Annotated in this window: 21 protein-coding genes; 10 read left to right on the top strand and 11 right to left on the bottom strand. The window is 73.4% G+C overall.

Going from position 1 to position 23,385, the window contains the following annotated elements:
* Window positions 1–67 precede the first annotated feature (67 nt).
* Genes hpaD through ACWCSU_RS22040 form a run of 7 tightly spaced genes read right to left on the bottom strand, consistent with a single transcriptional unit; the run spans window position 68 to window position 8,352 of the window.
* Entirely contained in the window at window positions 68–928 is an 861-nt protein-coding gene (gene hpaD, locus ACWCSU_RS22070; RefSeq protein ID WP_357707597.1) for a 3,4-dihydroxyphenylacetate 2,3-dioxygenase, read from the bottom strand.
* Window positions 928–2,364: an aldehyde dehydrogenase family protein gene (locus ACWCSU_RS22065; RefSeq protein ID WP_449937108.1), complete on the bottom strand. Its 1,437-nt coding sequence runs from the start codon at window positions 2,362–2,364 to the stop codon at window positions 928–930. Before ACWCSU_RS22065 ends, hpaD begins: the two co-directional genes overlap by 1 nt.
* Entirely contained in the window at window positions 2,361–3,848 is a 1,488-nt protein-coding gene (locus tag ACWCSU_RS22060) for a GMC family oxidoreductase (RefSeq protein WP_449937106.1), read from the bottom strand. The genes ACWCSU_RS22065 and ACWCSU_RS22060 overlap by 4 nt, the downstream gene beginning before the upstream one ends.
* Window positions 3,835–4,521 (bottom strand): ABC transporter ATP-binding protein, encoded by a 687-nt coding sequence (locus tag ACWCSU_RS22055; protein WP_449937103.1) that lies wholly within the window; start codon window positions 4,519–4,521, stop codon window positions 3,835–3,837. Before ACWCSU_RS22055 ends, ACWCSU_RS22060 begins: the two co-directional genes overlap by 14 nt.
* Window positions 4,518–5,207, bottom strand: a complete 690-nt coding sequence (locus ACWCSU_RS22050; protein ID WP_357707592.1) for an ABC transporter ATP-binding protein — start codon at window positions 5,205–5,207, stop codon at window positions 4,518–4,520. The genes ACWCSU_RS22055 and ACWCSU_RS22050 overlap by 4 nt, the downstream gene beginning before the upstream one ends.
* Complete coding sequence (locus ACWCSU_RS22045; RefSeq protein ID WP_449937102.1) at window positions 5,204–7,090, bottom strand: ABC transporter permease; 1,887 nt, start codon at window positions 7,088–7,090, stop codon at window positions 5,204–5,206. The genes ACWCSU_RS22050 and ACWCSU_RS22045 overlap by 4 nt, the downstream gene beginning before the upstream one ends.
* Window positions 7,090–8,352, bottom strand: coding sequence for an ABC transporter substrate-binding protein (locus ACWCSU_RS22040; protein WP_357707588.1), 1,263 nt, complete (start codon window positions 8,350–8,352; stop codon window positions 7,090–7,092). The genes ACWCSU_RS22045 and ACWCSU_RS22040 overlap by 1 nt, the downstream gene beginning before the upstream one ends.
* 275 nt (window positions 8,353–8,627) lie before the next feature.
* On the opposite strand from ACWCSU_RS22040, the gene hpaE reads away from it, so the two are divergent.
* Both hpaE and ACWCSU_RS22030 read left to right on the top strand, forming a co-directional pair.
* On the top strand, window positions 8,628–10,094 hold the full coding sequence (gene hpaE, locus ACWCSU_RS22035; RefSeq protein WP_449937099.1) for a 5-carboxymethyl-2-hydroxymuconate semialdehyde dehydrogenase: 1,467 nt from the start codon (window positions 8,628–8,630) through the stop codon (window positions 10,092–10,094).
* Window positions 10,095–10,158: 64 nt separating this feature from the next.
* Entirely contained in the window at window positions 10,159–11,253 is a 1,095-nt protein-coding gene (locus ACWCSU_RS22030) for a glycerophosphodiester phosphodiesterase (RefSeq protein WP_364103524.1), read from the top strand.
* Between the two features lie 115 nt (window positions 11,254–11,368).
* Here the strand turns inward: ACWCSU_RS22030 and ACWCSU_RS22025 are convergent, their stop codons facing one another.
* Entirely contained in the window at window positions 11,369–12,208 is an 840-nt protein-coding gene (locus tag ACWCSU_RS22025) for a DUF1206 domain-containing protein (protein WP_449937098.1), read from the bottom strand.
* Between the two features lie 67 nt (window positions 12,209–12,275).
* The gene (locus tag ACWCSU_RS22020; RefSeq protein ID WP_449937095.1) at window positions 12,276–13,064 is read right to left on the bottom strand and encodes an SDR family NAD(P)-dependent oxidoreductase; all 789 of its coding nucleotides are present in this window, start codon (window positions 13,062–13,064) and stop codon (window positions 12,276–12,278) included.
* 68 nt (window positions 13,065–13,132) lie between these two features.
* Here ACWCSU_RS22020 and ACWCSU_RS22015 point away from each other — a divergent pair, with 68 nt between their 5' ends.
* Both ACWCSU_RS22015 and ACWCSU_RS22010 read left to right on the top strand, forming a co-directional pair.
* On the top strand, window positions 13,133–13,903 hold the full coding sequence (locus ACWCSU_RS22015; protein ID WP_357707578.1) for a MoaF C-terminal domain-containing protein: 771 nt from the start codon (window positions 13,133–13,135) through the stop codon (window positions 13,901–13,903).
* A gap of 12 nt (window positions 13,904–13,915) precedes the next feature.
* Window positions 13,916–14,308 (top strand): nuclear transport factor 2 family protein, encoded by a 393-nt coding sequence (locus ACWCSU_RS22010; protein ID WP_357707576.1) that lies wholly within the window; start codon window positions 13,916–13,918, stop codon window positions 14,306–14,308.
* Window positions 14,309–14,349: 41 nt separating this feature from the next.
* Here the strand turns inward: ACWCSU_RS22010 and ACWCSU_RS22005 are convergent, their stop codons facing one another.
* A complete protein-coding gene (locus tag ACWCSU_RS22005) occupies window positions 14,350–15,285 on the bottom strand; it encodes a TIGR03619 family F420-dependent LLM class oxidoreductase (protein WP_449937094.1) in 936 nt (311 codons plus the stop codon).
* 96 nt (window positions 15,286–15,381) lie between these two features.
* Here ACWCSU_RS22005 and ACWCSU_RS22000 point away from each other — a divergent pair, with 96 nt between their 5' ends.
* From ACWCSU_RS22000 to ACWCSU_RS21975, 6 genes are read left to right on the top strand one after another with little or no spacing between them, the layout of a single operon-like run.
* Entirely contained in the window at window positions 15,382–16,587 is a 1,206-nt protein-coding gene (locus ACWCSU_RS22000; RefSeq protein ID WP_449937092.1) for an ABC transporter substrate-binding protein, read from the top strand.
* Window positions 16,587–17,444 carry an ABC transporter permease subunit gene (locus ACWCSU_RS21995; protein ID WP_449937091.1) on the top strand — a complete coding sequence of 286 codons (858 nt, stop codon included), beginning with the start codon at window positions 16,587–16,589 and terminating at the stop codon, window positions 17,442–17,444. The genes ACWCSU_RS22000 and ACWCSU_RS21995 overlap by 1 nt, the downstream gene beginning before the upstream one ends.
* Window positions 17,431–19,281, top strand: coding sequence for a branched-chain amino acid ABC transporter ATP-binding protein/permease (locus tag ACWCSU_RS21990; RefSeq protein WP_449937089.1), 1,851 nt, complete (start codon window positions 17,431–17,433; stop codon window positions 19,279–19,281). Before ACWCSU_RS21995 ends, ACWCSU_RS21990 begins: the two co-directional genes overlap by 14 nt.
* Window positions 19,278–19,988 (top strand): ABC transporter ATP-binding protein, encoded by a 711-nt coding sequence (locus ACWCSU_RS21985; protein ID WP_449937088.1) that lies wholly within the window; start codon window positions 19,278–19,280, stop codon window positions 19,986–19,988. Before ACWCSU_RS21990 ends, ACWCSU_RS21985 begins: the two co-directional genes overlap by 4 nt.
* Window positions 19,985–21,553 carry an amidohydrolase gene (locus ACWCSU_RS21980; protein WP_449937086.1) on the top strand — a complete coding sequence of 523 codons (1,569 nt, stop codon included), beginning with the start codon at window positions 19,985–19,987 and terminating at the stop codon, window positions 21,551–21,553. The genes ACWCSU_RS21985 and ACWCSU_RS21980 overlap by 4 nt, the downstream gene beginning before the upstream one ends.
* A 45-nt stretch (window positions 21,554–21,598) precedes the next feature.
* A complete protein-coding gene (locus ACWCSU_RS21975) occupies window positions 21,599–22,096 on the top strand; it encodes a MarR family winged helix-turn-helix transcriptional regulator (RefSeq protein WP_357707562.1) in 498 nt (165 codons plus the stop codon).
* On the opposite strand, the gene ACWCSU_RS21970 is transcribed toward ACWCSU_RS21975, so the two are convergent.
* The gene (locus ACWCSU_RS21970; protein WP_449937085.1) at window positions 22,071–23,300 is read right to left on the bottom strand and encodes a cytochrome P450; all 1,230 of its coding nucleotides are present in this window, start codon (window positions 23,298–23,300) and stop codon (window positions 22,071–22,073) included. The two genes, ACWCSU_RS21975 and ACWCSU_RS21970, sit on opposite strands and share 26 nt — an antisense overlap.
* Between the last annotated feature and the right edge of the window lie 85 nt (window positions 23,301–23,385).

The raw sequence follows: 23,385 nt of genomic DNA, 5'->3' as shown, positions 1-23,385 counted from the left end.
GGAGGCCGGGCCACCGGGAGAACAGCCTCGCCACAGAACCTCCGTCTGTCCTATTTCACATATGATTTCAGATCTTATCGTACGCCGGCACGGGAAAATCCACGACCACCTGACCGGTTCCGGTCGAGCCGAAATACGGGCACAACTGCTCCCCCCGTCCCTTGTACGACCGCCACCCCAGCACGCCGAACAACATCGCCGTGTCCGCCATCGCGCCCTCTCCCGTGCACCGCACGTTGTAGTCGGGCAACATGTCCAGGAACTCGCCGATGCGCCCTTCGGCCCACATGTCCAGGACGGCCATGTCGATCTTGCGGTTCAGCGGGCTGCTGACCTCGTTGAGCAGCGACTCGGCGCTCTCGTTGGAGGGGAAGGCGTGCGAGAGCGAGCCGCTGGCCAGGAACGCGACCCGGCGGTCACTCTGCCGGATGCCGCGCAGCAGCGCCTCGCCGATGCGCCGGTTCTCGTCGATCGAGGAGTAGACGTTGCAGCCGATCGGCAGCACCCGGATGGCGGAGTCCTCGTTCATGAAGTGCATCGGGACCAGCGTCGCGTACTCCAGGCCCAGGTCGCGGTAGGTGTGCACGAGCGCCTTCTGGCCCCCGGCGACGATCTCGGCGCGGATCAGCTCGGCCAGCACGGGATCGCCCGGGTAGTCGTAGTCCAGGTCGTGGATGAAGTGCGGCAGCTCGTGGCTGGCGTAGGAGTCGCGGTGGCGCTCCTTGCCGTTGAGGTGGAAGCCGATGCTGTTCATCCAGTGGGTGTCGGCGATCAGGAACGTGTCCACCTCCAGCTCGCGCGCCCGCCTGCCGATCTCGGTCAGGGCCAGCTCGGCGGGCCGGCGGATGCCGAAATGCCTGCCCGGCTGGATCGACAGCCAGATCGACGGCACATGCGTGATCTTGGCTGCCAGGACGAGCTCTCCCATCACACCCTCCCCAGGTGTGTCCAGACGCCCTTGACCTCGGTGTAGGCGTCGATGGCGTACGGGCCCATCTCCCTCCCCCACCCGCTGGCCTTGTAGCCGCCCCACGTGGTGGCGGCGTCCGGCACATGGATCATGTTGATGAACACGGCTCCCGCCCTGATCCGGGCGGCCAGGCGGTGGGCGGTCGACAGGTCGTCGGTCCAGATGGAGGCGGCCAGGCCGTACTCCAGTCCGTTGGCGCGGCCGACGAGCTCCTCGGGGTCGTCGTAGGCCAGCACCGGGATGACGGGTCCGAACACCTCCTCGCGGGCCACGGCCATGGTGTCGGTCACCTCGGCGAACACGGTCGGCCGGTAGAAGAAGCCGGGGCCGTCGGCGCGTCTGCCGCCGGTGACGAGTTGCGCGCCATCGTACAGCGCGCCGCGGACGTGGGTGTCCACGGCCATCAGGTGGTCCTCGCTGATCAGCGGGCCGAGGTCGGTGGCCGGGTCGAGGCCCGGTCCGACCTTGAGCGCCTCGGCCGCGGCGGCCATCTTCGAGGTGAACTCGTCGGCCCGCTTGCGGTCCACGTAGAAGCGCGAGTACGCGGCGCAGACCTGGCCGCTGTTGAACAGCGCGCCCTGGACGTTGCCCGCCACGGCGGCGTCGATGTCGGCGTCGGCGGCGATGATGCTGGGGGCCTTGCCGCCGAGCTCCAGCGTCAGGCGCTTGAGGTTGCCCGCGCTGGCGTGCACGAGCGAGCGGCCGACGGCGGTCGAGCCGGTGAAGGAGACCTTGTCCACGCCCGCGTGCCCGGCCAGGGCCGCGCCGGTCTCCGGGCCGCCGGTCAGCAGGTTGACCACGCCGGGCGGGAAGCCCGCGAGCTCCATCAGCTCCACCAGCCGGACGGTGGTCAGCGGGGTCTGCTCGGCGGGCTTGACGATCACGGTGTTGCCGCAGGCCAGGGCGGGGGCGAGCTTCCAGGCGGCGATCATCAGCGGGAAGTTCCACGGGGTGATGAGCGCGCACACGCCGACGGGCTCGCGCCGGGTGTAGTGCAGGGTGTCGGGGTACGAGACGGGCAACACCGAGCCCTCGATTTTCGTACACCATCCTGCGAAATATCGGAAATGTTCGGCGGTGCCGGGGACCGTCACGTTCCGCGCCACCGCCAGCGGCTGGCCGTTGTCCCTGGTCTCCAGCTCGGCCAGCTCGTCGGCGTGCTCCTCCACCAGGTCGGCCACCCTCCACAGCAGCCGGGCGCGGGCGGCGGCGGGCATCTCGGCCCAGGCCGGGTCGTCGAGCGCGGCCCTGGCCGCCGCCACCGCGCGGTCCACGTCGGCCGGGCCCGCCTCGGCGCACTCGGTGATGACGGTGGCCTCGGCCGGGTCCAGCGTGGCGAACGTCGCGCCGTCCGCGGCCGGGCCCCAGGCGCCGCCGATGTACAGGCCGGTCATGAGCCGATCTCCTCTCGCACCATGTCCGCGCACCGCTCGCCGATCATGATGGCGGGCGCGTTCGTGTTCCCTGACGTGACGGCGGGCATCACCGAGGCGTCGGCGACGCGCAGCCCGTCGATGCCGTGGACTCTGAGCCGCTGGTCCACGACGGTTCCCATGGCGCAGGTCCCGACCTGATGGTGGTAGGTCACCAAGGTCCTCTCTATGTGCTCGGACAGTTCACGATCACCGGGGTAGAGCTCCGGTCCCGCCCATTCCCGCAGGGCGGCGGCGTGGGCCAGCTCCCGGCACAGCCCGACGGCCGCGCGCATGCACGCGCGGTCGGCGGCCGTGTCCAGGTAGGCGGGGTCGATGTGCAGCGGCGCGTCGGGATCGGCCGAGGTCAGCGCCAGGTGGCCCCTGCTCTCGGGACGGACGATCCCGGCCATGAGGGTGAAGGCGTCCGGCGGGCCGGTCATGCCCTCGTCGTACAGGGGGACGTGGAAGAACAGCGGCTGCACGTCGGGACCGGGCAGGCCGGGGCGGCTGCGCCAGAAGAGCTGGCTGTGCATCGGCTGGAGGCCGGGCAGCGCGGGCGGCACGGGACGGCGGGCGGCCACGATCACCGGGACGAGCGCGTGGTCGTGCAGGTTGCGTCCCACGCCGGGCAGGTCCTCCACCGCTTTGACGCCGTGCCGGCGCAGTTCGGCGGCGTCGCCGAGGCCGCTCAGCAGGAGCAGGCGCGGCGACTCGACGGCCCCGGCGCTGAGCACGACCTGGCGGGCGGCCCCGACCTGGTGCAGCCTGCCGTCCTGGGTGTACTCGACGCCGACGCACCGCCGGCCGCGCAGGAGCAGCCGCCGGGCGCGGGCCCGGGTGCGGATCTCCAGGACGGGCCGGTCGCAGCGCGGGCGCAGGTAGGCGTCGGCCGTGCTGTGCCGGCGGCCGTGCCTGATCGTGAGCTGGCAGAACCCGGCGCCGTCGGGACGGCCGCCGTTGCAGTCGGGGTTGAACGGCATGCCCTGCTCCACGGCGGCGGCCACGATGGCCGCGTTGACCTGGTGCGGCGCGTAGTCGGCGATCACCCGTACGGGCCCGCCCACGCCGTGGTGGTCATCGGCCCCCCGGTCGAAGTCCTCCAGCCGCCTGAAGTACGGCAGCACCTCGGGGTACGACCAGCCGGGCCCCCAGGCGTCGTAGTCGGCCGGCGCGCCCCTGACGAAGATCATGCCGTTGAGCGAGGACGAGCCGCCCAGGACCTTCCCGCGCGGCCAGTGCGGACGCCGCCCGCCGAGCCGCCGCTGCGGCGCCACGCGGTAGTCGTAGTCCTCCGGTCCGCCCCACAGCCGGAACACCCCGCCGGGGTCGTGGATGTCGGGGTTGACGTCGGGGCCGCCCGCCTCCAGCAGCAGCACGCGCAGCGCGTCGTCGTCGGCCAGCCGGCGGGCCACCGCGGCGCCCGCCGAGCCCGCGCCGACCACGACGACGTCAAAGGTCTCCATCGCCCTCTCCCAGATAGGCCGAGCCCAGCCGTCCGCGCAGCTCGTCCGGCGTGCCGCGCAGGACGATCCGGCCCCGGTCCAGCACGTGGACGCGGGTGGCCAGCTCCAGGGCGAGCCGGGTGTACTGCTCGATGAGCAGCACTCCGGCGCCGGCTTCGGCGAGCGCGGCCAGGGCGGGGACGAGCCTGGACACCACGGCGGGCGCCAGGCCGAAGGACAGCTCGTCCACCAGCAGGTAGCGCGGCCCGCCGGCGATGGCCTGGGCCAGGGCGAGCATCTGCTGCTGGCCGCCGGACAGCGTGCCGGCCCGCCGGTCGCGCAGCTCGTCCAGCTCGGGGAAGGCGGCCAGGGCCGGCGCGGGGTCGGGGCCGGCCAGGCGCAGGTTGTCGGCCACGCTCAGCGAGCGCAGCACCCGGTGCCCCTCGGGGACGGCGGCGACGCCCAGCGCCCGGACGCGTTCGGGGCGCAAGCCGGTCAGCTCGTCCCCGTCGGCGCTCACGCCGCCCGACTCGACCGGCAGCAGCCCGGCCACGGCGAGCACGAGCGTGCTCTTGCCCGCGCCGTTCGCGCCGAGCAGCGCGGTGATCTCGCCGGGCGGCACGTCGAGCGCCACGTCGTGCAGCACCTCGCGCCCGGCCCTGCGCACGCGCAGGTCGCGCACCTCCAGGCTCACGGCGCCTCCCCCAGGTACGCGGCGCGCACCCGCTCGTCGGCCAGCACCTCCGCGGTCGGGCCGGCAGCGACCAGGCGGCCGAAGTCCAGCACGGCCGTGGTCGCGCAGACCTCGCCGACCAGGGCCACGTCGTGCTCGATGAGCACCACGAGCGCGCCGAACCGGTCCGGCACGGCCGTCACCACCTCGGCCAGCGACCTCGACTCGGCCTCCGACAGCCCGGCGGCCGGCTCGTCCAGCAGCACGATCCTGGGCGTGCCGACCAGGGCGCGGGCCAGTTCCAGCCGCCGCCGCTCCGGCAGCGTCAGCTCGCCCGCCGGGCGTCCCGGGTCGCGCAGGCCGCAGAAGGCGAGCAGGCCCTCGTCCGGGCCGCCCAGGTGGTCGGCGGCCAGGCGCAGGTTGCCCGCCGCGCTCAGCTCGGCGACCACCTGCTCCTGCTGGAACGTGCGGCGCAGCCCCCACCGGGCCCTGCGGTGCGGCGCGAGCGCCAGCAGGTCCGCGCCGCCGGCGGTGACGCGCCCGGAGACCGGCCGCACGAAGCCGGACAGCACGTTGAACAGGGTGGTCTTGCCCGCGCCGTTGGGCCCGATGAGGCCGCACAGCCCGGACTCGAAGGTCAGGGTGACGCCGTCCAGCGGACGCACGCCGCCAAACCGCACGCGCAGGTCCTCGATCTCCAGCCTCATGCGGGCCGCCGCAGGTCCTCTAGCGTCCCGCCGATGCCGCGCGGCGCGGTGACCAGGGCGTGCACGGTGCCCGCGCCGAACACGACGAGCATGAGGTTGCCGTCGAGCCCGGCGGCGTCGAGGGCGGCCGGGACGACCTGGCCGACCACGCCGGACAGGACCACGCCGGTCAGCCCGTACGCGCCGCCGACCAGGACGACGGCGAACAGCAGCACCGAGTCCGAGGCCCGGAACGAGATCGGGTCCAGCCGCCCGGTGTTGGCGGCCAGCAGCGCCCCCGCGGTGCCGGTGACGAACGCCGCCAGCGCGAACGCCCACACCTTGTACTTGGTCAGGGCCACGCCGACGGCCAGCGCGCCGGCCTCGCCGCTCCTGATCGCCGCCCACGCCCGGCCCGGCCGTCCGCGCTGGTGCAGCACGACCAGGACGAGCGCGAGCACGGCGCACAGGACCGCGAACCGGAAGAAGCCGGTGTCGGAGGACGCCATCGAGGGCCGCGGCATGGCCTGCTGCGTCCCGCTGCCCGCGACCCGGCCGAGGAACCCGGGGCCGCCGTCGGGGAACCCGGTCGCCGAGAACGCCACCTGGAACGCCCCGCCGGCCATGAGCGTCACCAGGGCCAGGTCCACGCCGGACAGGCGCAGCGCGGGCAACCCGTATACGATGCCGACCAGGCACGTCACCGCCCCGGCCGCCAGCACGACCACCGGGAACGGCCACCCGGTGGCGAAGGCCAGCCGCAGCGCCACCCAGCCGCCGACGCCGAGCAGCGCCACCTGGCCGAGCGAGACCAGGCCGAGCCGCGCGTACAGCAGGGCGATGCCGGCGGCGGGGATCACGAAGATGACCGCGGAGGTGAGCACCCGCACCCAGTAACCGTCCACGACCAGGGGCACCAGCACCGCCAGCAACGCCGCCCCGGCGGCCAGCCCGAGCACCACGCGCAGCACCGAGCGGACGTCGCCGGGCGGCAGCGGCCGGGCCCGGGCCGACAGCGCGGGTTCGGCCGCGCGCACCTCGACCGTGCCGCCCCGCCTGGCCCTCGCCCTCCCGCGCTGCAACCACAGGATCGCCACGACGGCCACCGCGAACGGCGCCACCGACCGGTACGGCGCGGTCTGCTCCCACGCCCCGCCCAGGGCCTCGGCCAGCCCGATCGCCAGCCCGGCCGCCAGCGTGACCGGCAGCGACCTGAACCGGCCCACCACGCCGGCCGACAGCGACGCGATCACCAGGAAGGTCAGGGTGCCCGCCTCCAACCGGGTGAGCGACCCGAGCACCAGCCCGGTGAGCCCGGCCACCGCGCCGCCCGCCACCCAGGTGACGGTCTCGACCCGGCGGATGCGCACGCCGAGCAGCGCGCTGATCTCGCGGTCGTCGGCCAGCGCGCGCATGGCGGTGCCGAAGGCGGTCCGGCGCAGCAGCACGGCGGTCCCGCCGGTCAGCGCCACGGCCAGGACCAGGGCGAGCGCCTGGGTGAGCGTGACCCGCGAGCCGCCCACGTCGAACCCGGCCGTGTCGGTCGGCAGGGTGAGCGTGCGCGGGTCGTCGCTCCACGTCCAGTAGCACAGGCCGAGCAGCACGAGCGCGAAGCCGAGCGTGCAGACCGCCTTGACCAGCGGGTCGCGGGCGGCGACGAGCGGGCCGATCAGTCCGCCGTACAGGCCGGACAGCAGCGCCGACAGCAGCGGCGCGGCCATCAGGGCGGGCGCGACCGGCCAGCCGTCCTGGAGGAGTTGCCAGGACAGCAGCGCGCCGATCGCGCCGATCGCGCCGTAGGCCAGGTTGAGCACGCCGGTGGCGCGGTAGAGCACGACGATGCCCACCCCCGACAGGGCGTAGACGGCGCCGAGGGCGAGCCCGCTGATGACGAACGGCAACATCAGCCGGTCAGCCCCGACTGTTTCTCCTCCCGCAGGAGCGGCGCGAGGTCGGGGTCCTGGGTCGGGGTGCAGTCCTTGACCTTGGACCAGCCGCCGCCCTTCATCGTGACGTAGCGGGTGTCGTGGTTGGCGTTGTGGCGGGCGGCGCGGCCGAAGTACCAGGGGGCGCAGAGCAGGTCGCTGCGGTAGCCCTTGATCTCCGACAGGGCCCGGCTCACCGAGGCGCGGTCGATCGTGCCGCCGGCCTTGGCCAGGGTGTCGACGAAGATCTTGGCGGCCAGGAAGCCGCCCTGGGCGAAGGAGTCGCGGGGGGCCTTGTCGTCGGCGTACTCGTCCATGACCCGGCGCCACAGCTTGTTGTCCGGGGTGCCGGCGTCGAGCAGGGTGAACTCGGAGTTGGACACGAAACCCTCCCAGTAGGAGCCGACCTGGCCGGGGAAGGTGGTGTCGTAGCAGGGCGTCAGGCAGACGAAGGTGACCTTGTCCTTGAGCCCCTGCGCCTGGGCGGCCTTGAGGATGGCGGCGTCGTCGGGGGCGGGATCCTGGAGGATGATCGCGTCCGGGCGGCCCCGCATGGCTTCGAGCAGCACGGCGGTGGCGTCCTTGATGCCGGGGTCGTGCAGCACGTCGCCGGCCGAGGTCAGGCCCTTGGTCCTGAGGTAGGCGCGCACGCCGTCCTGGGTCCAGTCGCCGACGCCCGGCACCCGGTTGCTGATCTGGGCGACCCTTCTGGCGCCCTTGACCTCCACGGCGTACTGGGCGGCGGCCACGGCGCTGACCCTCGGTCCGGCGTTGACCGGGGCGATGCGCGGCGACTCGAAGCACGCCCTGGGCACGCCGACCGCGAGCACGTCGAACAGCCCGTTCTGCTCCCAGATCGGGCCGGACACACCGCAGGCCACGAAGCTGGAGCCGCCCACCAGGGCGACCAGGTCCCGGTTGCCGGCCAGCTTGGTGGCCAGGGCCGAGGCCTTCTGCGGGTTGAGGCCGTCGTCCTCGACCAGGTACTCGACCGGCCGGCCGCCGATGCCGCCGCCGGCGTTGACGCAGTCGAAGTACGCCTTGGCCGCCTTGGTGGCCGAGCTGAAGTCGATGCCGCCGCTCGCGGTGACGATCGCGCCGACGGTGATCGGAGTCCCGGTGGCGGGCGCGCCCGTGCCGCAGGCCGTTCTGGCGGCGCCTCCGTCCTGGCCCGTCCCGCAGGCGGAGACCACCAGAGCCATGGCGGCCGCCCACCACACCAGGCGTCGTGGACATCGCATTCGCACCCCTCCTCGAAGCGCCGTGCGTCCTGCCCCGATGGACAAATCATGTACGACATCAGATATTTCTGTCCATAGGTTCCCCATGTATCATCGACGATGTCCTATACGATTTGACGGGGTTGCGAGGGGCCTACCGCTGGGCCTTCCACCTGGGAAATCATCGTGGCGGGGCGGAGGAGTGCCATGAGCTGGCAGGCCGGCCGCACGTCCGACAGGGGATCGATCGCACCCGTGGCCGGGGAGCCGCCGTCCCAGTGCAAGGAGATCTCCCGTTGAACCTTGAGCACTACATCGACGGGGCCCACGTGCCCAGCGTGTCCGGCGAGACCTTCACCTCGCTCGAACCCGCGACCAACCGCCCCGCGCTGACCGTCGCCTCAGGGGACGCCGAGGACGTCGGCCTCGCCGTGCGCGCCGCGCTCAAGGCGTTCACCGACGGGCCGTGGCCGCGCATGACGGGCGAGGAGCGGGCGGCGGTGCTGCGCGGGATCGCGGCGGCCATCGAGTCACGCGACGAGCGCATCGCCGATCTGGAGTGCGGTGACACCGGCCTGCCCATCACCCAGGCCAGGGGCCAGGCCCGCCGCGCGGCGCACAACTTCCGCTTCTTCGCCGACGTCATCAGCAACCTGGGCGAGGACGTCTACCGCGTCGGCTCGGCCCAGCTCAACTACGTCGTGCGCAAGCCGGTCGGCGTGGCCGGGCTGATCACGCCGTGGAACACGCCGTTCATGCTGGAGACCTGGAAGCTCGCGCCCGCGCTGGCGGCCGGCTGCCCGGTGGTGCTCAAACCGGCCGAGTGGTCGCCGCTGTCGGCCAGCCTGCTGCCGGAGATCATGGAGGAGGCCGGGCTGCCCGCGGGCGTGTTCAACCTCGTCCACGGCATCGGCGAGCGGGCCGGGGCGGCGCTGGTGGCCCATCCCGACGTGCCGGTGATCTCCTTCACCGGCGAGACCGCCACCGGGCAGGCCATCATGCGCGACGCCGCCACCGGCCTGAAGACGCTCTCCATGGAGCTGGGCGGCAAGTCGCCGCTGCTCGTCTTCGACGACGCCGACCTGGAACGGGCGCTCGACGCGGCCGTCTTCGGCGTCTTCTCGCTCAACGGCGAGCGCTGCACGGCCAGCTCGCGGGTGCTCGTCCAGGACACCGTCTACGAGGAGTTCGTGGCCCGGCTCGCCGAGCGCGCCGCGCGGGTCCGCGTCGGCCCGCCGCACGACCTGGCGACCGAGCTGGGCGCGCTCATCCATCCCGAGCACTACGAGCGGGTCATGTCGTACGTGCGGGCCGGCGTCGAGGAGGGCGCCCGCCTGGTGGCCGGCGGCGGCCGCCCGGACGGCCTGCCCGAGGGCAACTTCCTGGCCGCCACGGTCTTCGCCGACGTGACGCCCGCCATGCGGATCTTCCAGGAGGAGATCTTCGGCCCGGTCGTCTGCGTCACCCCCTTCTCCACCGAGAAGGAGGCCCTGGAGCTGGCCAACGCCACCCGGTACGGCCTGGCCGCCTACGTGTGGACCAGCGACCTGCGCCGCGCCCACCGCCTGGCCCGGTCCGTCGAGGCCGGCATGCTCTGGATCAACTCCCAGAACATCCGCGACCTGCGCACGCCCTTCGGCGGCGTGAAGGCCAGCGGGCTCGGCCGGGAGGGCGGACGGTACAGCATCGACGTCTACACCGAGGCGCACATCGTGCACGTCGCCACCGAGGACCTGCCGATCCCCCGTTTCGGTCTCGGCTGAACCCGTCCTGCACTGTGCGCCCAGGCGTAACGTCCGGGCCACCTCGGCGGTCTAACGTGCCCGCATGACGACGCGCAGGTTGTTCGCGAGCGCGCTGGCCGCCCTCCTGGCCGGCGGTACGGTCGCTGTCGTGCTGACCCAGACGCCCTCCGCCACGGCCGAGCGCCGCGGCCAGGCCCCCGTCGTGATCGGGCACCGGGGCGCCAGCGCCCACCGGCCCGAGCACACGCTGCCGTCCTACGAGGCGGCCATCGCGATGGGCGCCGACTACATCGAACCCGACCTGGTCTCCACCAAGGACCACGTGCTGGTCGCCCGGCACGAGAACGAGATCTCCGGCACGACCGACGTGGCCGCCCACCCCGAGTTCGCCGGCCGGCGCGCCACCAAGACCGTGGACGGCCGGCCGGTCACCGGCTGGTTCACCGAGGACTTCACGCTGGCCGAGCTGAAGACGCTGCGGGCCAAGGAACGCGTGCCCGACCTGCGGCCCGACAACACCGCCTTCGACGGGGTCGCCGAGATCCCGACGTTCGAGGAGGTCGTCCGGCTCGCGCAGCGGCACGGCGTCGGGGTCTACCCCGAGACCAAGCATCCGACGTACTTCGACTCGGTCGGGCTGTCGCTGGAGGAGCCGCTGCTGGAGGTGCTGAACCGGTACCACGTGCGCAAGGCGTACATCCAGTCCTTCGAGACGGCGAACCTGCGCGAGCTGCGCGAACGCACGCGTTTGCCGCTCATCCAGCTCATCACCTCCGGCGGCGCGCCCTACGACTGGGTGGCCTCCGGCAGCACGCGCACCTACGACGACATGGTGACGCCCGAGGGGCTGCGCGAGGTGGCCCGGTACGCCGCCGGGATCGGCGTGGACACCCGCCGCGTGGTCCCGGTGGACGCCGCGGGCGCGACGCTGCCCCCGACCACGCTGGTCCAGGACGCCCACCGCAGGCGGCTCGACGTGCACGTGTGGACGATCCGCAACGAGAACTCCCAGCTCCCGGCCGACTACCGCAGGGGGGACCCGGCAAGCCCGGTCTACGGGCGGGCCACCGGTGACGTGGCCGGCTGGCTGGCCAGGCTCATCGAGCTCGGCGTCGACGGCGCGTTCTGCGACGACCCGGCGATGGGACGCGCGGTGGTCGCCGGCCGCCCGGCCTGACCGGACCGCCCCCTCGGACACACCCGAGCGGCGGGCCCCGCCCGGGGACCCGCCGCTCGCGCACGCGACCAGGGTGCCGCCAGGTGCGGCGTCCGGGCGCGCGGCCGGGGTGGCGTCAGGTGCGGCGCCAGCGGGACTCGCCGAAGCAGTAGCCCGCGAACAGCAGCAGCCCGAGCGCCACCACCGCGAGCAGCCACGGCCCCGCCGGCGTGTCGGCGAAGCGCCGCAGGGTGGCGTCGATGCCGCCCGCCTTGTCGGGGTCGAAGGTGATCGCCGCGTAGCCGACGAAGAGGCCGGCGCCGCCGGTGATCACGCCGCGGGCGATGTAGCCGGCCTGGCCGAGCCGTTCCATCACCTTGCGGGCCTTGGGCGACATGCGCCCGAGGTCGAGCTCGCGCTCGAACTTCCTGGTGGCGCCCTCGTAGATCCAGTAGATGCCGAGGGCGACGATGCCGAGCCCGATCAGGCCGACGATGACCTGGCCGCCGGGCAGGTCGAGCAGCTTGCTCGTCAGGTTCTGCGACTGCTTGTCGTCGGACTTGGCCTGGCCGGCCAGCAGCACGCTCAGCAGGGTCACGCAGATCAGGACGTACACGCCGGTGCGGAAGCCCGACTGGGCCCGGTCGGTGGCCTTGCGGTGGCTGAACAGCGCCTCCGACGCCTGCCACAGCGCCAGCCCGGCGAAGCCGACCGTCATGATCCACAACAGCACCTGGCCGAAGGGCAGTCCGGCGATGGTGGTGATGGCGCCCGACTTGTCGGCCTGACGCGAGCCGTCACCGAAGGCGATCTGCAACGCCAGCACGCCGATCAGCGCGTACAGCACGCCGCGGCAGGCCAGGCCCACGCGGGCCAGCGTGGTCATCGCCGGGCTGTCGGCCGCTCTGCGGGCCGCGTCCTTGGCTTCGCGGCCCGCGTCCATGGCCCCGCGGCCCGCGCTATGTGCGGTGCTCACCGTTCCTCCTGGGGGTTTGCGTAAGAACTCCCCTTTGCCCAGGAACTGGCGGCCTAGGCGTCGATGATCAGTCGAAGGCGAGGGTGGGCAGGTCAACGGCGGTCGCGCCGCCGTCGGCCACGACGACGCTGCCGGTCATGACGGCACTGTCGGACGAGGCGAGGAACAGGCAGATCGCGGCGATCTCGTCGGCGGTGGCCGGACGGCGCAGCGGCACGTCCTTGGTGACCAGCTCGTACGCCGCGTCGCGGGTGATGCCGTCCCGGCCGACCAGCACGTCCATCTCCTCGTCGGCCATCGGCGTGCGGACCCAGCCGGGGCACAGGCAGTTGGCCCGGACGCCCTGGGGCCCGTAGTCGCGGGCGATCGAGCGGGTCAGGCCGATGAGCGCGTGTTTCGTAGTGACATATCCGGACACGGCCGGGCCGGCGGCCAGGCCCGCGATCGACGACACGACGACGATCACGCCCTTCGACCGCACCAGCGCCGGCAGCGCCTCCCGGCAGGTCACGAAGCAGGTGTTGAGGTTGGCGTCGAGGCTGAGCCGCCAGGACGCGTCGTCGGTCTCGCCGACCGGCCCTCCCCCGTGGCCGCCCGCGTTGGCCACCAGCACGTCGAGCCCGCCGAAGCGGCCCAGGCACGCCTCGACCGCCTCCCGCGCCTGGACGGTGTCGGACATGTCCGCGCAGGCCACGGCCGCCGCGTCGCCCAGGTCCGCGGCCACCTCGGCCAGCGGCCCGGGACGGCGGCCGGTCAGCATCACCGAGGCCCCCTCGGCGGCGAACCTGCGGGCGGTCGCCGCGCCGATGCCGGTGCCCGCCCCGGTGATCAGCGCGACCTTTCCCTTGAGCCTCATCGCCTACTCCTTTACAACGGGAAGCTATATGATTTCATAGACGAATTCGTGGAGGAAGGAGCCCGTTCATGACCGATCGCCCTGCCGGTTGGAAGAACATGGACGATTTCGCGCCCGGGATCGCCACGAACCGCCTTCCGGCCACCTACGCGCTCGCGGGCACCGAGGTGGACCTCACCTTCGACGACGGCAGCAAGACGTCCCTGGCCTTCGCGAGCCGTTACAAGGTGCACGCCGACGGCGGGCCCGCCGAGGCGTACGAGGCCGTGGCCATGCGCGAGGACCTGTTCTACGTCGGCCGCGCCCACACCGGGCGGCCCCGGGAGTACACGGTCACCGTCCTGCACACGACCACGGGCCGGGCGCTGCGCGTCGTCTCGGTCATCGCGCCCGAGCCGGTCCCGGGGCAGCCGCGGGTGTCGCAGACGTTCACGCCCGGCGTGATCGAGGGCCGGGAGGTCACCGGCGAGCCGCCCGCGCCGACCCGCGAGCTGATCGGCCGGCGGGCCCTGTACCGCTACAGCCCCGAGCACCTCTACGAGCACGTCTACCTCAGCTCCGAGCGCTACGCCTGGCAGTGCCTGGCCGGCGCGCAGCGTGGCCACGGCGACGTCGACCTGGCCACCGCCTGGAAGATCGCCGACGACCTGTACGTGTTCACCTTCCGGGAGTTCCGCATCCCGGTGGCGGCCACCTGGCTCTACGACTGGACCGCCCTGCGCACCGTCGGCACGTTCTTCGGCCTGTCGGGCGAGGGCGAGATCCACCACTCCCCCGGCGGCGCGTACATCGAGCCGCTGGGTCAGGTCACCTATCCGGCCGGTGAGGAACCGGTCTGAGGAGAAACACAGATGAGCGACAATCTCGACGCCGTACGCGCCTCCTACGCGGCCTCGGCGGCCGGCGACGTGAACGGCATCGTGTCCCTGCTGGGCCCGCAGGCCCGGTGGACGGAGATGGCCGGCTTCCCGTACGGGGGCACGTACGTGGGGCCGGAGCAGGTGCTGTCGGAGGTGTTCGCCAAGCTGGGCAGCGAGTGGGACGGCTACCAGGCCGAGCCGGAGGAGTTCGTCGACGGCGGCGACGTGGTCGTGGCGATCGGCCACTACAGCGGCACCTACCGGGCCACCGGCAAGTCGATGAAGGTGCGCTTCACCCACGTCTGGCACCTGGAGGACGGCGTGGCCACCCGCTTCGAGCAGTTCACCGACACCGCCCTGGTGCGGGAGGCGCTGGCCCCATGATCCCGTCGCGCGGCCGGATGAGGGCCGGCCGCGCGACGTCCTCACCCGGTCAGCTCGCCCACCCGCCGCATGACCTCGCGGCAGAACGCGCCCACGCCGTCCGGGTCGTCGACGAACTGCGACGGCTTGATGCAGAAGGTGGTGTAACCCTCGGCCATCCGGGCCGGGATGTGCTCCAGGGCCGGGCCGAGCGGCGCGCAGGAGACGGCGTCGGGGAAGACGGCCCGCGTGCCGCCGGCCAGCTCCAGCTCGCCGATGTCGCGACCGGCCGCCTTCATGCCGTCGGCCAGCGCCTTCATGTCCTCGGCGGGCGGGTAGCCGAGCGGGTTGAACCCGCTGCCCCACCGGGTCATCCGGCGCAGCAGGTGGGCGCTCATCCGCGCGCCGCCGAACCACAGCGCCGGCCCGCTCTCCCGGTACGCCTTCGGCTCGAAGTACACCTCGTCGAACCGGTAGTGCCGTCCGTGGTAGGTGACCGGCGAGTCCCGCCAGAGCAGCTCCCAGATCTCCAGGTGCTCGTCGAGCAGTTGCCCGCGCCGCTCGAAGGGCACGCCGAGCGCGGCGTACTCGTCGCGGCTCCAGCTCACGGTGGGCAGCACGATCAGCCGGCCCTCCGAGAGCAGGTCGAGCGTGCCGAGCTCGCGGGCCAGCGCCAGCGGGTGGCGCAGCGGGGCGAGCACCGCGGCGGCGGCCAGGCGCAGCCGGGTGGTGACCGAGGCGACGGCGGCCAGCAGGCCCAGCGAGTACGGCCACGGCGTGAACGGGTCCTGGTTGCCGGGCAGCGCGTACTCGCGGGGATTGGCCATGCGGCCCCGGGCGCCGGCGTCGGGGCCGAGCGCCAGGTGCTCGCTGACCATGACCGAGTCGAACCCGGCGTCCTCGGCCTCGCGCGCCCACCGGACCAGCACCGGCAGGTCGCGGGCCGAGGTCATCGTCCAGTTCTCGGACAGCACGAGTTGCATGCGCGGTTGCTTCATTTTTCTTTCATACCCGAACGATCTTAAACAAGCTAGCTCTTGAACCAGCTCGTTTGGCACCTTACGATCCCTCCACAATCCGCAGAGAGGTCGCCCATGATCCCCATGAGGGCACGCGCCGTCCCGCTCGCCGTCCTGCTCGCCTTCCCGCTGTCGGTCGCCGGGTGCGGCCTGTCCGACGAGCCGCCGTCCGCCTCGTCCGGCGGCGCCGGGAACGTCATCAAGGTGGGCGGCGTCAGCTCGCTGAGCGGCGCGGTCACCTTCCCCGACTCCTCGGCCGCGGCCAAGGCCGTCTTCGACCGGGTCAACGAGCAGGGCGGCGTGAACGGCCACAAGATCGAGTACGTCAGCGCCGACGACAAGGGCGACCCGGCCGCCGCCGCCCAGGCCGCCAGGGACGTCGTCACCAACCAGGGCGTCGTGGCGCTGGCCGGCTCGGCCAGCCTGCTCGACTGCGCCGTGAACGCCCCCTTCTACCAGCAGTCGGGGATCGTCTCCGTCCAGGGCACCGGCGTCGACCCGACCTGCTTCGAGTCCCCGGCGGTCTCCCCGGTGAACACCGGCCCGTACCTCAACATGGCGATCAACCTCTACTACGCCTCTGAAGTGCTCAAACGGGACAAGGTCTGCATGTTCCTGGCGATCCTCGGCAACACCAACGACGCCTACGGCGGGGCCGTGAAGAGCTGGACCGCCCTGACCGGCAAGAAGCTCACCCTGGACGACCGCACGGTCAAGCCCGACTCCGACCCCACGCCGTTCGTGCTGCGGGCCCGGCGGGATGGCTGCCGGGCGGTCCTGTACAACGGCACCGAGCCGATGGCGATCGCCTGGATGAAGGTCGTCAAGCAGCAGGACGTCACCGGCATCGACTGGCTGATGACCACCGCGCCCTACACCGAGGCCGTCGCCAAGGCCCTCGGCCCCGACGGGGACGGCATGTACGCCAACGCCGAGTTCGAGCCGTTCACCGAGGCGGACTCGCCCGCGCTGAAGGACTGGCGCGAGCTGATGACTTCGAAGAACGTGCCGCTCACCTCCTTCGGGCAGGGCGGCTACCTGGCGGCCACCTACGTCGTGGACACGCTGAGGACGATCAAGGGGCCGATCACCCGCGAGTCGGTGACGGCGGCGTTCAGGGCGCTCAAGCCCGTCCAGACCCCGATGACCGGCACCCCGTACGAGTTCGGGCAGGCCGCCCGGCACTTCTCCAACCGGGCCGGGAAGATCGTCCGGCTCAAGGACGGCGCCTGGCACGTGGTCACGCCCGAGTGGGTGCGCTACCCCGGGACGCTCGGCTGATGTTCCAGGGCCTGGTCTCCGGGCTGGCCGCGGGCGGCACGTTCGCCGCCCTCGGCCTCCTGCTCACCGCCATGTACCGGCTGACCGCGACGGTGAACCTGGCCGTCGCCGCGACCGGCGTGGCCGGGGTGTACGTGATGGCCGCGCTCGCCGGGGCGGGGTGGCCGTACTGGGCGGCGGCCCTGGCCGGGGTGGCGGCCGGGGCACTGGTGTCGGCCGGGTGCGGCCTGGTGATGACGCGGTGGTTCGCCGAGAGCGGGCCGCAGACCCGTACGGCGGTGTCGATCGCGCAGCTCATCGGGATCATCGCGCTGGCCTACATCGCCTTCGGCGACGAGCCGCGGGTGCTGCCGAACCCGGCCGCGGGCCGCGTCGCCACGCTGGCCGGGGTCGTGGTGACGCAGGGGGCGGTCGTGCTGCTCGCCCTGGCCGTCGTGATCGGCGCGGGCACCTCGCTGCTGCTCACCCGGACGCCGCTGGGCCTGCGCCTGCGTGCCATGGCCGAGCGGCCGGTCACCACCGAGCTGCTGGGCATCGGCACCCGCGCGCTCACCGTGACCGTGTGGGCCCTGGCCGGCGCGCTGTCGTCGCTGGTGCTGCTGGTGGTGGCGCCCGTGCGGTCGAGCGACATCCTGTCGCTGAGCATGCTCATCGTGCCCGCCTGCGCGGCGGCGCTGCTGGGCGGGCTGCGGCGGCTGGCCGGGGCGCTGGCCGGCGGGCTCGCGCTCGGGCTGCTGGAGGGGGTGCTCGCGGGGTCGGCGGTGGTGCAGCAGTACCGGGACGTGGTGCCGTTCGCGGCCATCCTGCTGATCCTCGTGTGGAGCCGGCGCAGGGAGGTGTGGGATGCGTCGCGCTGACGGGCCGGTGACGCGGCGGACGGTCGCGGGCGTTCCGCCGGACGGGCCGGCGACGCGGCGGACGGTCGCGGGCGTCCCGCTGGACGGGCCGGTGGCGCGGTGGGCGGTCGCGGGCGTCCTGGCGGCGGCGGCCGCCTACGGTCTCGCCGCCGGGCTGCCGGCGTACTGGGTGTTCCTGGCGATGTCGGCGGTCATCTCCGGGGTGCTGCTGCAGAGCCTCGGGGTGGTGGCCGGGCAGGCCGGGATGGTCTCCCTGTGCCAGATGGCCTTCGCCGCCATCGGCGCCTGGACCACCGCCCAGCTCAACGTCTGGGGCGTCCCCGGCGGCCTGTACGTCTGGCTGCCGCTCGCGGGCCTGGCCGCCGTGCCGTTCGGGCTGCTCATCGGCCTGCCCGCGCTGCGGCTGCGCGGCGTGCACCTGGCGATCGTCACGCTGGGCTTCGCCGCGACCGTGGACGTCGTCATGGCCGCCAACTCCTTCCCCGGCGTGAGCCAGGGCGTCGTGGTGGGCCGTCCGGCGGGGCTGACCTCGGACCGCCAGTACTTCCTGCTGTGCTGCGGCGTCTTCGCGCTGGTGGCGATGGCGCTGGCGCTGGTGCGGCGGACCCGGCTCGGGGCGTCGTGGCGGGCGCTGAAGGAGTCGGAACGGGCCACGGCGGCGGCCGGGACCAGCGTGCCCGGCGCCAAGCTGAGCGCCTTCGCGGTGAGCGCGTTCATCGCGGGCGTGTCCGGGGCGTTGCTGGCCGGGCAGCTCGCCATGGTGGTGTCGCGCAACTTCGACCCCGGGCAGTCGCTGGTGGCCTACGCGGTGGCCGTGATGGCGGGCGCCCACCACGCGGAGGGCGCGCTCGTCGGCGGGGCGCTGGGCGTGCTGGTGAGCGAGCTGCTGCGGCGGCTCGGCGTACCGCAGCAGTGGGCGAACGTCGTGTTCGCGGTGGGCGCGGTGCAGGCGATGACGCAGGGGTCGGGCATGAGCGACGGCTTCCGCGCCGCCCTGCGCGCCCGCCGCGCCCGCCGCTCCGACGCCCGTCACGCCGACACCGGACGCGCCGACACCGGACCGGGCGTGTCCGCGGTGGCCGGACCCGAGACTCCGGCCCTCGCCGCGGACGGGCGGCGCGCGGCGCTGCGGATCGAGCGGGTGAGCGTGCGGTACGGCCGGGTCGTCGCCGTGGACGACGTCGGCCTCACCGTGCTCGCCGGCGAGGTGCACGGGCTGGTCGGCCCGAACGGCGCGGGCAAGTCGTCCCTGGTCGACGCGATCAGCGGGTTCGTCCCCGCCGGAGGCGGCCTGGTCGAGGTCGGCGGCGTCGCCGTCGCGGACGCCCGGGGCGGCGCGGCGGTCCACCGGCGCGCCAGGGCCGGGCTGCGCCGCACGTTCCAGCAGGACCGGGTGCCGGTGGGCCTGTCGGTGCGCGAGTACCTGCGGTTCGCCGCGCGCCGCGCGCTGAGCGACGCCGAGCTGGAGGAGGGCCTGGCCGGGCTGGTGACGGCCGCGCCCGGCGACCCGATCGCCGCGCTCGACGTGGGCGCCAGGCGGCTGCTCGAAGTGGCCGGCACGCTGCTGGCCCGTCCGGCGATCGCGGTGCTGGACGAGCCCGCCGCCGGCCTCGGCCACGCCGAGAGCGAACGGCTGGGCGCCTGGCTGCGCCGGGTCCCCGCCCGGTACGGCGCCGCCGTCCTGCTCATCGAGCACGACCTGGACCTGGTCCGGGCGGCGTGCACGGGCGTGACCGTGCTGGACTTCGGCCGCGTCGTCGCCCAGGGCCCGCCCGCCGAGGTGTTCGCCGAGCCCCGCGTCCTGCGGGCCTACCTGGGCGAGGAGCCTGCCGCGTGAGCGGGCGGACGGGAGGCGCCCCCATGGATCTGGTGCTGCGCGACGTGACCGTGGCCAGAGGCGGCCGGCCGGTGGTCAGGGACGTGACGCTGACCGCCGCGCGGGGGCAGGTCACCGTCCTGCTCGGCCCGAACGGCGCGGGCAAGACGACGCTGCTCGAAGCGGTCTCGGGCGTGGTGCCGGTCGCCGGGGGCGAGATCGTCCTGGGCGGGGCCGCGCTGACCGCCCGGCCGCGCACCCACCGGGCCAGGCACGGCCTGGCGCACGTGGAGCAGGGCCGCGCCGTGTTCGGCACGCTCACCACCCGCGAGAACCTGTCCCTGGCCGGCGACCCCCGGCGCGGCCTGGAGCTGTTCCCCGAGCTGGAACGGCGGCTCGACGTGCGGGCCGGGCTGCTGTCCGGCGGCGAGCAGCAGATGCTCGTCCTGGCCAGGGCCATCGGGACCGGTCCCGTGGCGCTGCTGCTCGACGAGATGTCGCTCGGCCTGGCGCCGGGCGTCGTCCGCCGGCTGCTGCCGGTGATCCGGCGGCTGGCCGACGACGGTTGCGCGGTGCTGCTGGTCGAGCAGTTCGCGCACGCGGCCCTGGCCCTGGCCGACAGCGCGTACGTGCTGTCCCACGGCACGATCACCTACGGCGGCGACCCCACGCCGCTGCGCGAGTCGGATGCCGCGCTCAAGCGCGCCTACCTTGGAGACGATTCATGACTGACGCCGATCTTCTGCTGGTCAACGGGCGGGTGCTCACGATGGACCCGGCGCGGCCGTACGCGACGGGCGTGGCGGTGCGCGACGGCGTGATCGCGCACGTCGGCGACGCCGCCGGCTGGACCGCGGCCGAGGTCGTGGACCTGCGGGGCCGCGTCCTGCTGCCCGGGATCAACGACTCCCACCTGCACGCCTGCGGCTACGGCCTGACCCGCCCGCCGTTCTGCCTGGACGTGGCGGTGGGGTCGATCGCCGAGGTGCGGGACCGGGTCGCCGCCGCGGTGCGCGCCGCCGGGCCCGGCGAATGGGTGCGCGGGATCGGCTGGAACCCCGGTCGGCTGGCCGAGGGCCGCCTGCCCTCGAAGGCGGACCTGGACGACGTCGCCCCCCACCATCCCGTCCTCCTCCAGGACTTCTCCGGCCACACGACGTGGACGAACTCCGCCGCGCTGCGCCTGGCCGGGCTGCCCGAGGACGGCGACGGCCTGCTGCACCACGGGGACCAGGGCGTCGTCCAGCGCCTGGTGCCCCCTCCGCCGGGCGGCCTGACCCGGGTGCTGCGCGAGGTGGTGGCCGAGCTGAACCGGGCCGGGATCACCAGCTTCACCGAGCCGGGCCTCGGGCCGGGTGGCGGGGAGGCGTTCGCGGGCGGCATGGGGCCGGGGGTGCTGGGCGCGTACGGGGAGCTGGCGCGGGCGGGCGGGCTGACCGCGCGGGTGAGCGTCCTGGGCCTGCCGAGCCCGATGTCGGGCGCCTCGGTCGCCGACACCGCCGCCTACCTCGACCGCCTGCCGGACGACCTGGACGGCGTGGACGAGCGGCTGGTCCGGCTGCTGGGCGTGAAGGTGTTCGCCGACGGGATCCCGCCGTCGGAGACGGCCTGGATGCGGGAGGCGTACCCGTCGGGCGGGCACGGCTCGCTGTGCACGCACGGCGGCACGGACGCCGAGCGGGTCGCCGAACTGGACGAGATCCTGCGCCTGGTGCACGTCGCCGGCCTCCAGGCGGGCGTGCACGTGGTGGGCAGCCGGGGCGTCGACGCCGTCGCGGACGCGCTGGCCGCGATCTCCCGCGAGCACCCGAGGGCCGACCCCCGCCACTACGTGATCCACGGCCAGTTCGCCTCCGAGCAGGCGCTGGCCACGCTCGGCGAGCTGGGCTACGGCATCAACCTGCAGCCGGTGCTCCAGCGCGTCGAGTCGGGCACCACGCGCGAGCTGTTCGGCGCGCGGGCGGCCGAACGGGAGTGGCCGGCGCGCTCGGCGCTCGACGCGGGCGTGCTGACCGCGTGCAGCTCCGACGCCCCGGTGACCGCGCCGGACTGGCGGGCGGGCGTGGCGGCGCTGGTCGACCGCGACGGCGAGGGCATCTCGCTGGAGGAGGCCCTGGCCACCTATACGATCGCCGGAGCACGGCAGGACTTCGCCGAGGGCTGGAAGGGCACGCTCACCCCGGGCAAGGTCGCCGACCTGTGCCTCAGCGCGGCGACGGCGGACGAGGACGTCGTGGCGGCCCCGGTGGACCTGACGATGTTCGGCGGCCGGGTCGTTTGGGCCCGTTCGTGAATGGCCAGCGCGAAGATTGTTAGGTACCGAATATACTTTCGTGCCATGACGGGACACCACACGCTGCGCCAGACCGAGGAGGCCATCGGCCAGCGGCTGGGCGACCTCAACATCGACTTCGAGGCCATGTGGGCGGTGTCCAACGTCTACCGCGCCTCCTCGGCCATCCGCAACCACCTGGAGCAGACCGTCCTGCGCGACACCGGCCTGACCTGGACGGGGTTCGTGGTGATGTGGGTGGTGTGGATCTGGGGCGAGAGCGAGACCCGCCACGTCGCCGCCGAGGCGGGCATCTCCAAGGGCACCCTCACGGGCGTGGTCAAGACCCTGGAGTCCTACCGCCACCTGCGGCGCTACCCGCATCCCACGGACGGCCGCCGGGTCATGCTGGCGCTCACCGCGACCGGCGAGCGGCTGATGCGCGAGCTGTTCCCGGAGTTCAACCGGCAGGAGGCCTTCGTGGTCAAGGAGCTCGACAGCGATCAGCGGCGCGAGCTGGCCGGCTCGCTCAAGCGCGTCATGGAGCACCTGGAGAGCATCTGACCGGCAGCTCCTTGATGCCGTTGACGAAGTTCGAGCGGATCCTGCGCACCTCGCCGGCGGGCTCGATCGACGACAGGCGCGGCAGCAGCTCCTCGAACAGCACCCGGATCTCCAGCCTGGCCAGCGCGCCGCCGAGGCAGTAGTGCGGGCCTCCCCTGCCGAACGTCAGGTGCTCGTCGGCGTCCCTGCCCACGTCGAACCGGTACGGGTCGGGGAAGACGCGCTCGTCCCTGTTGCCCGAGGCGTACCACATGACGACCTTGTCGCCGGCGGCGACGCGGCGGCCGTTCAGGGTGACGTCGCGGGTGGCGGTGCGGCGGAAGTGGTAGACGGGTGAGGCCCAGCGCAGGAACTCGTCCACGGCGCGCGGCATCAGCGCCGGGTCGGCGCGCAGGCGGTCGAGCTGGGCGGGGTGCTCCATGAGGGCGAGCATGGTGTGCGAGATGGCGTGCCGGGTGGTCTCGTTCCCGGCCACGACCAGCAGCAGGAAGTAGTTGTCGAAGTCGCGGTCCGACAGCGGCAGGCCGTCCGCGGGGGCCTGGTTGACGAGCCGGCTGACCAGGTCCGCGCCGTCGCCGCCGCGCCGGCGGGCGGCCAGCTCCCGGCCGTACTCGAAGACCTCCAGGGAAGCGGGGCTGCGGAAGGGCAGGTCCTTGTACTTCTCGCTCTCGCGCAGCCGGTCCGGGTCGGTGTTCTCGATGATCTGGTTGCCCCAGTCGATGAGCCGCCGGGTGTCGGGCACGTCGAGCATGCGGGCCAGCACGTTGATCGGGAAGTCGGCGGCGACCTCCTTGACGAAGTCGAACTCGCCCTTGGGCAGGGCGGCGTCCAGGGTCGTGGCGGTCAGGCCGCGCAGGAAGACCTCGTAGCCGGCCACCGCCCTGGCCGAGAAGTCGCGCAGCAGCAGCCGCCGCAGCGCGTGGTGGCGGGGGCCGTCGGTCTCCAGCATGGAACGCCGGATCGCGGCCTGCCGCTCGTCCACCTCCTCCAGGTTGGTGAAGCCTTCGGAGGTGAACGTCTCCGGGTCGCGGCCGACGGCCACGATGTCGGCGTGCCGGGTGACCGCCCAGAAGCCCTTGCCGTGCCCGTGCTCGTCCTGCCAGTGGACGGGGGACCGCTCGCGCAGCACGTCGAACATCCGCCACGGGGTCACGCCGTCGGCGAACCTGCCGGGGTCCGCGAGGTCGACGTCGGCCAGGCGCATGGGCTCTCCTCCTCGGTCGTTCGGCATCAAACATTACGTATGCGGGTTAGGGGCGACAAGTGTTCTCTTCGTTCGTATGGCCCCT

This window comes from Nonomuraea sp. NPDC001699 (genome assembly GCF_053596455.1).
This window is presented reverse-complemented; position numbering and strand designations above follow the sequence as displayed.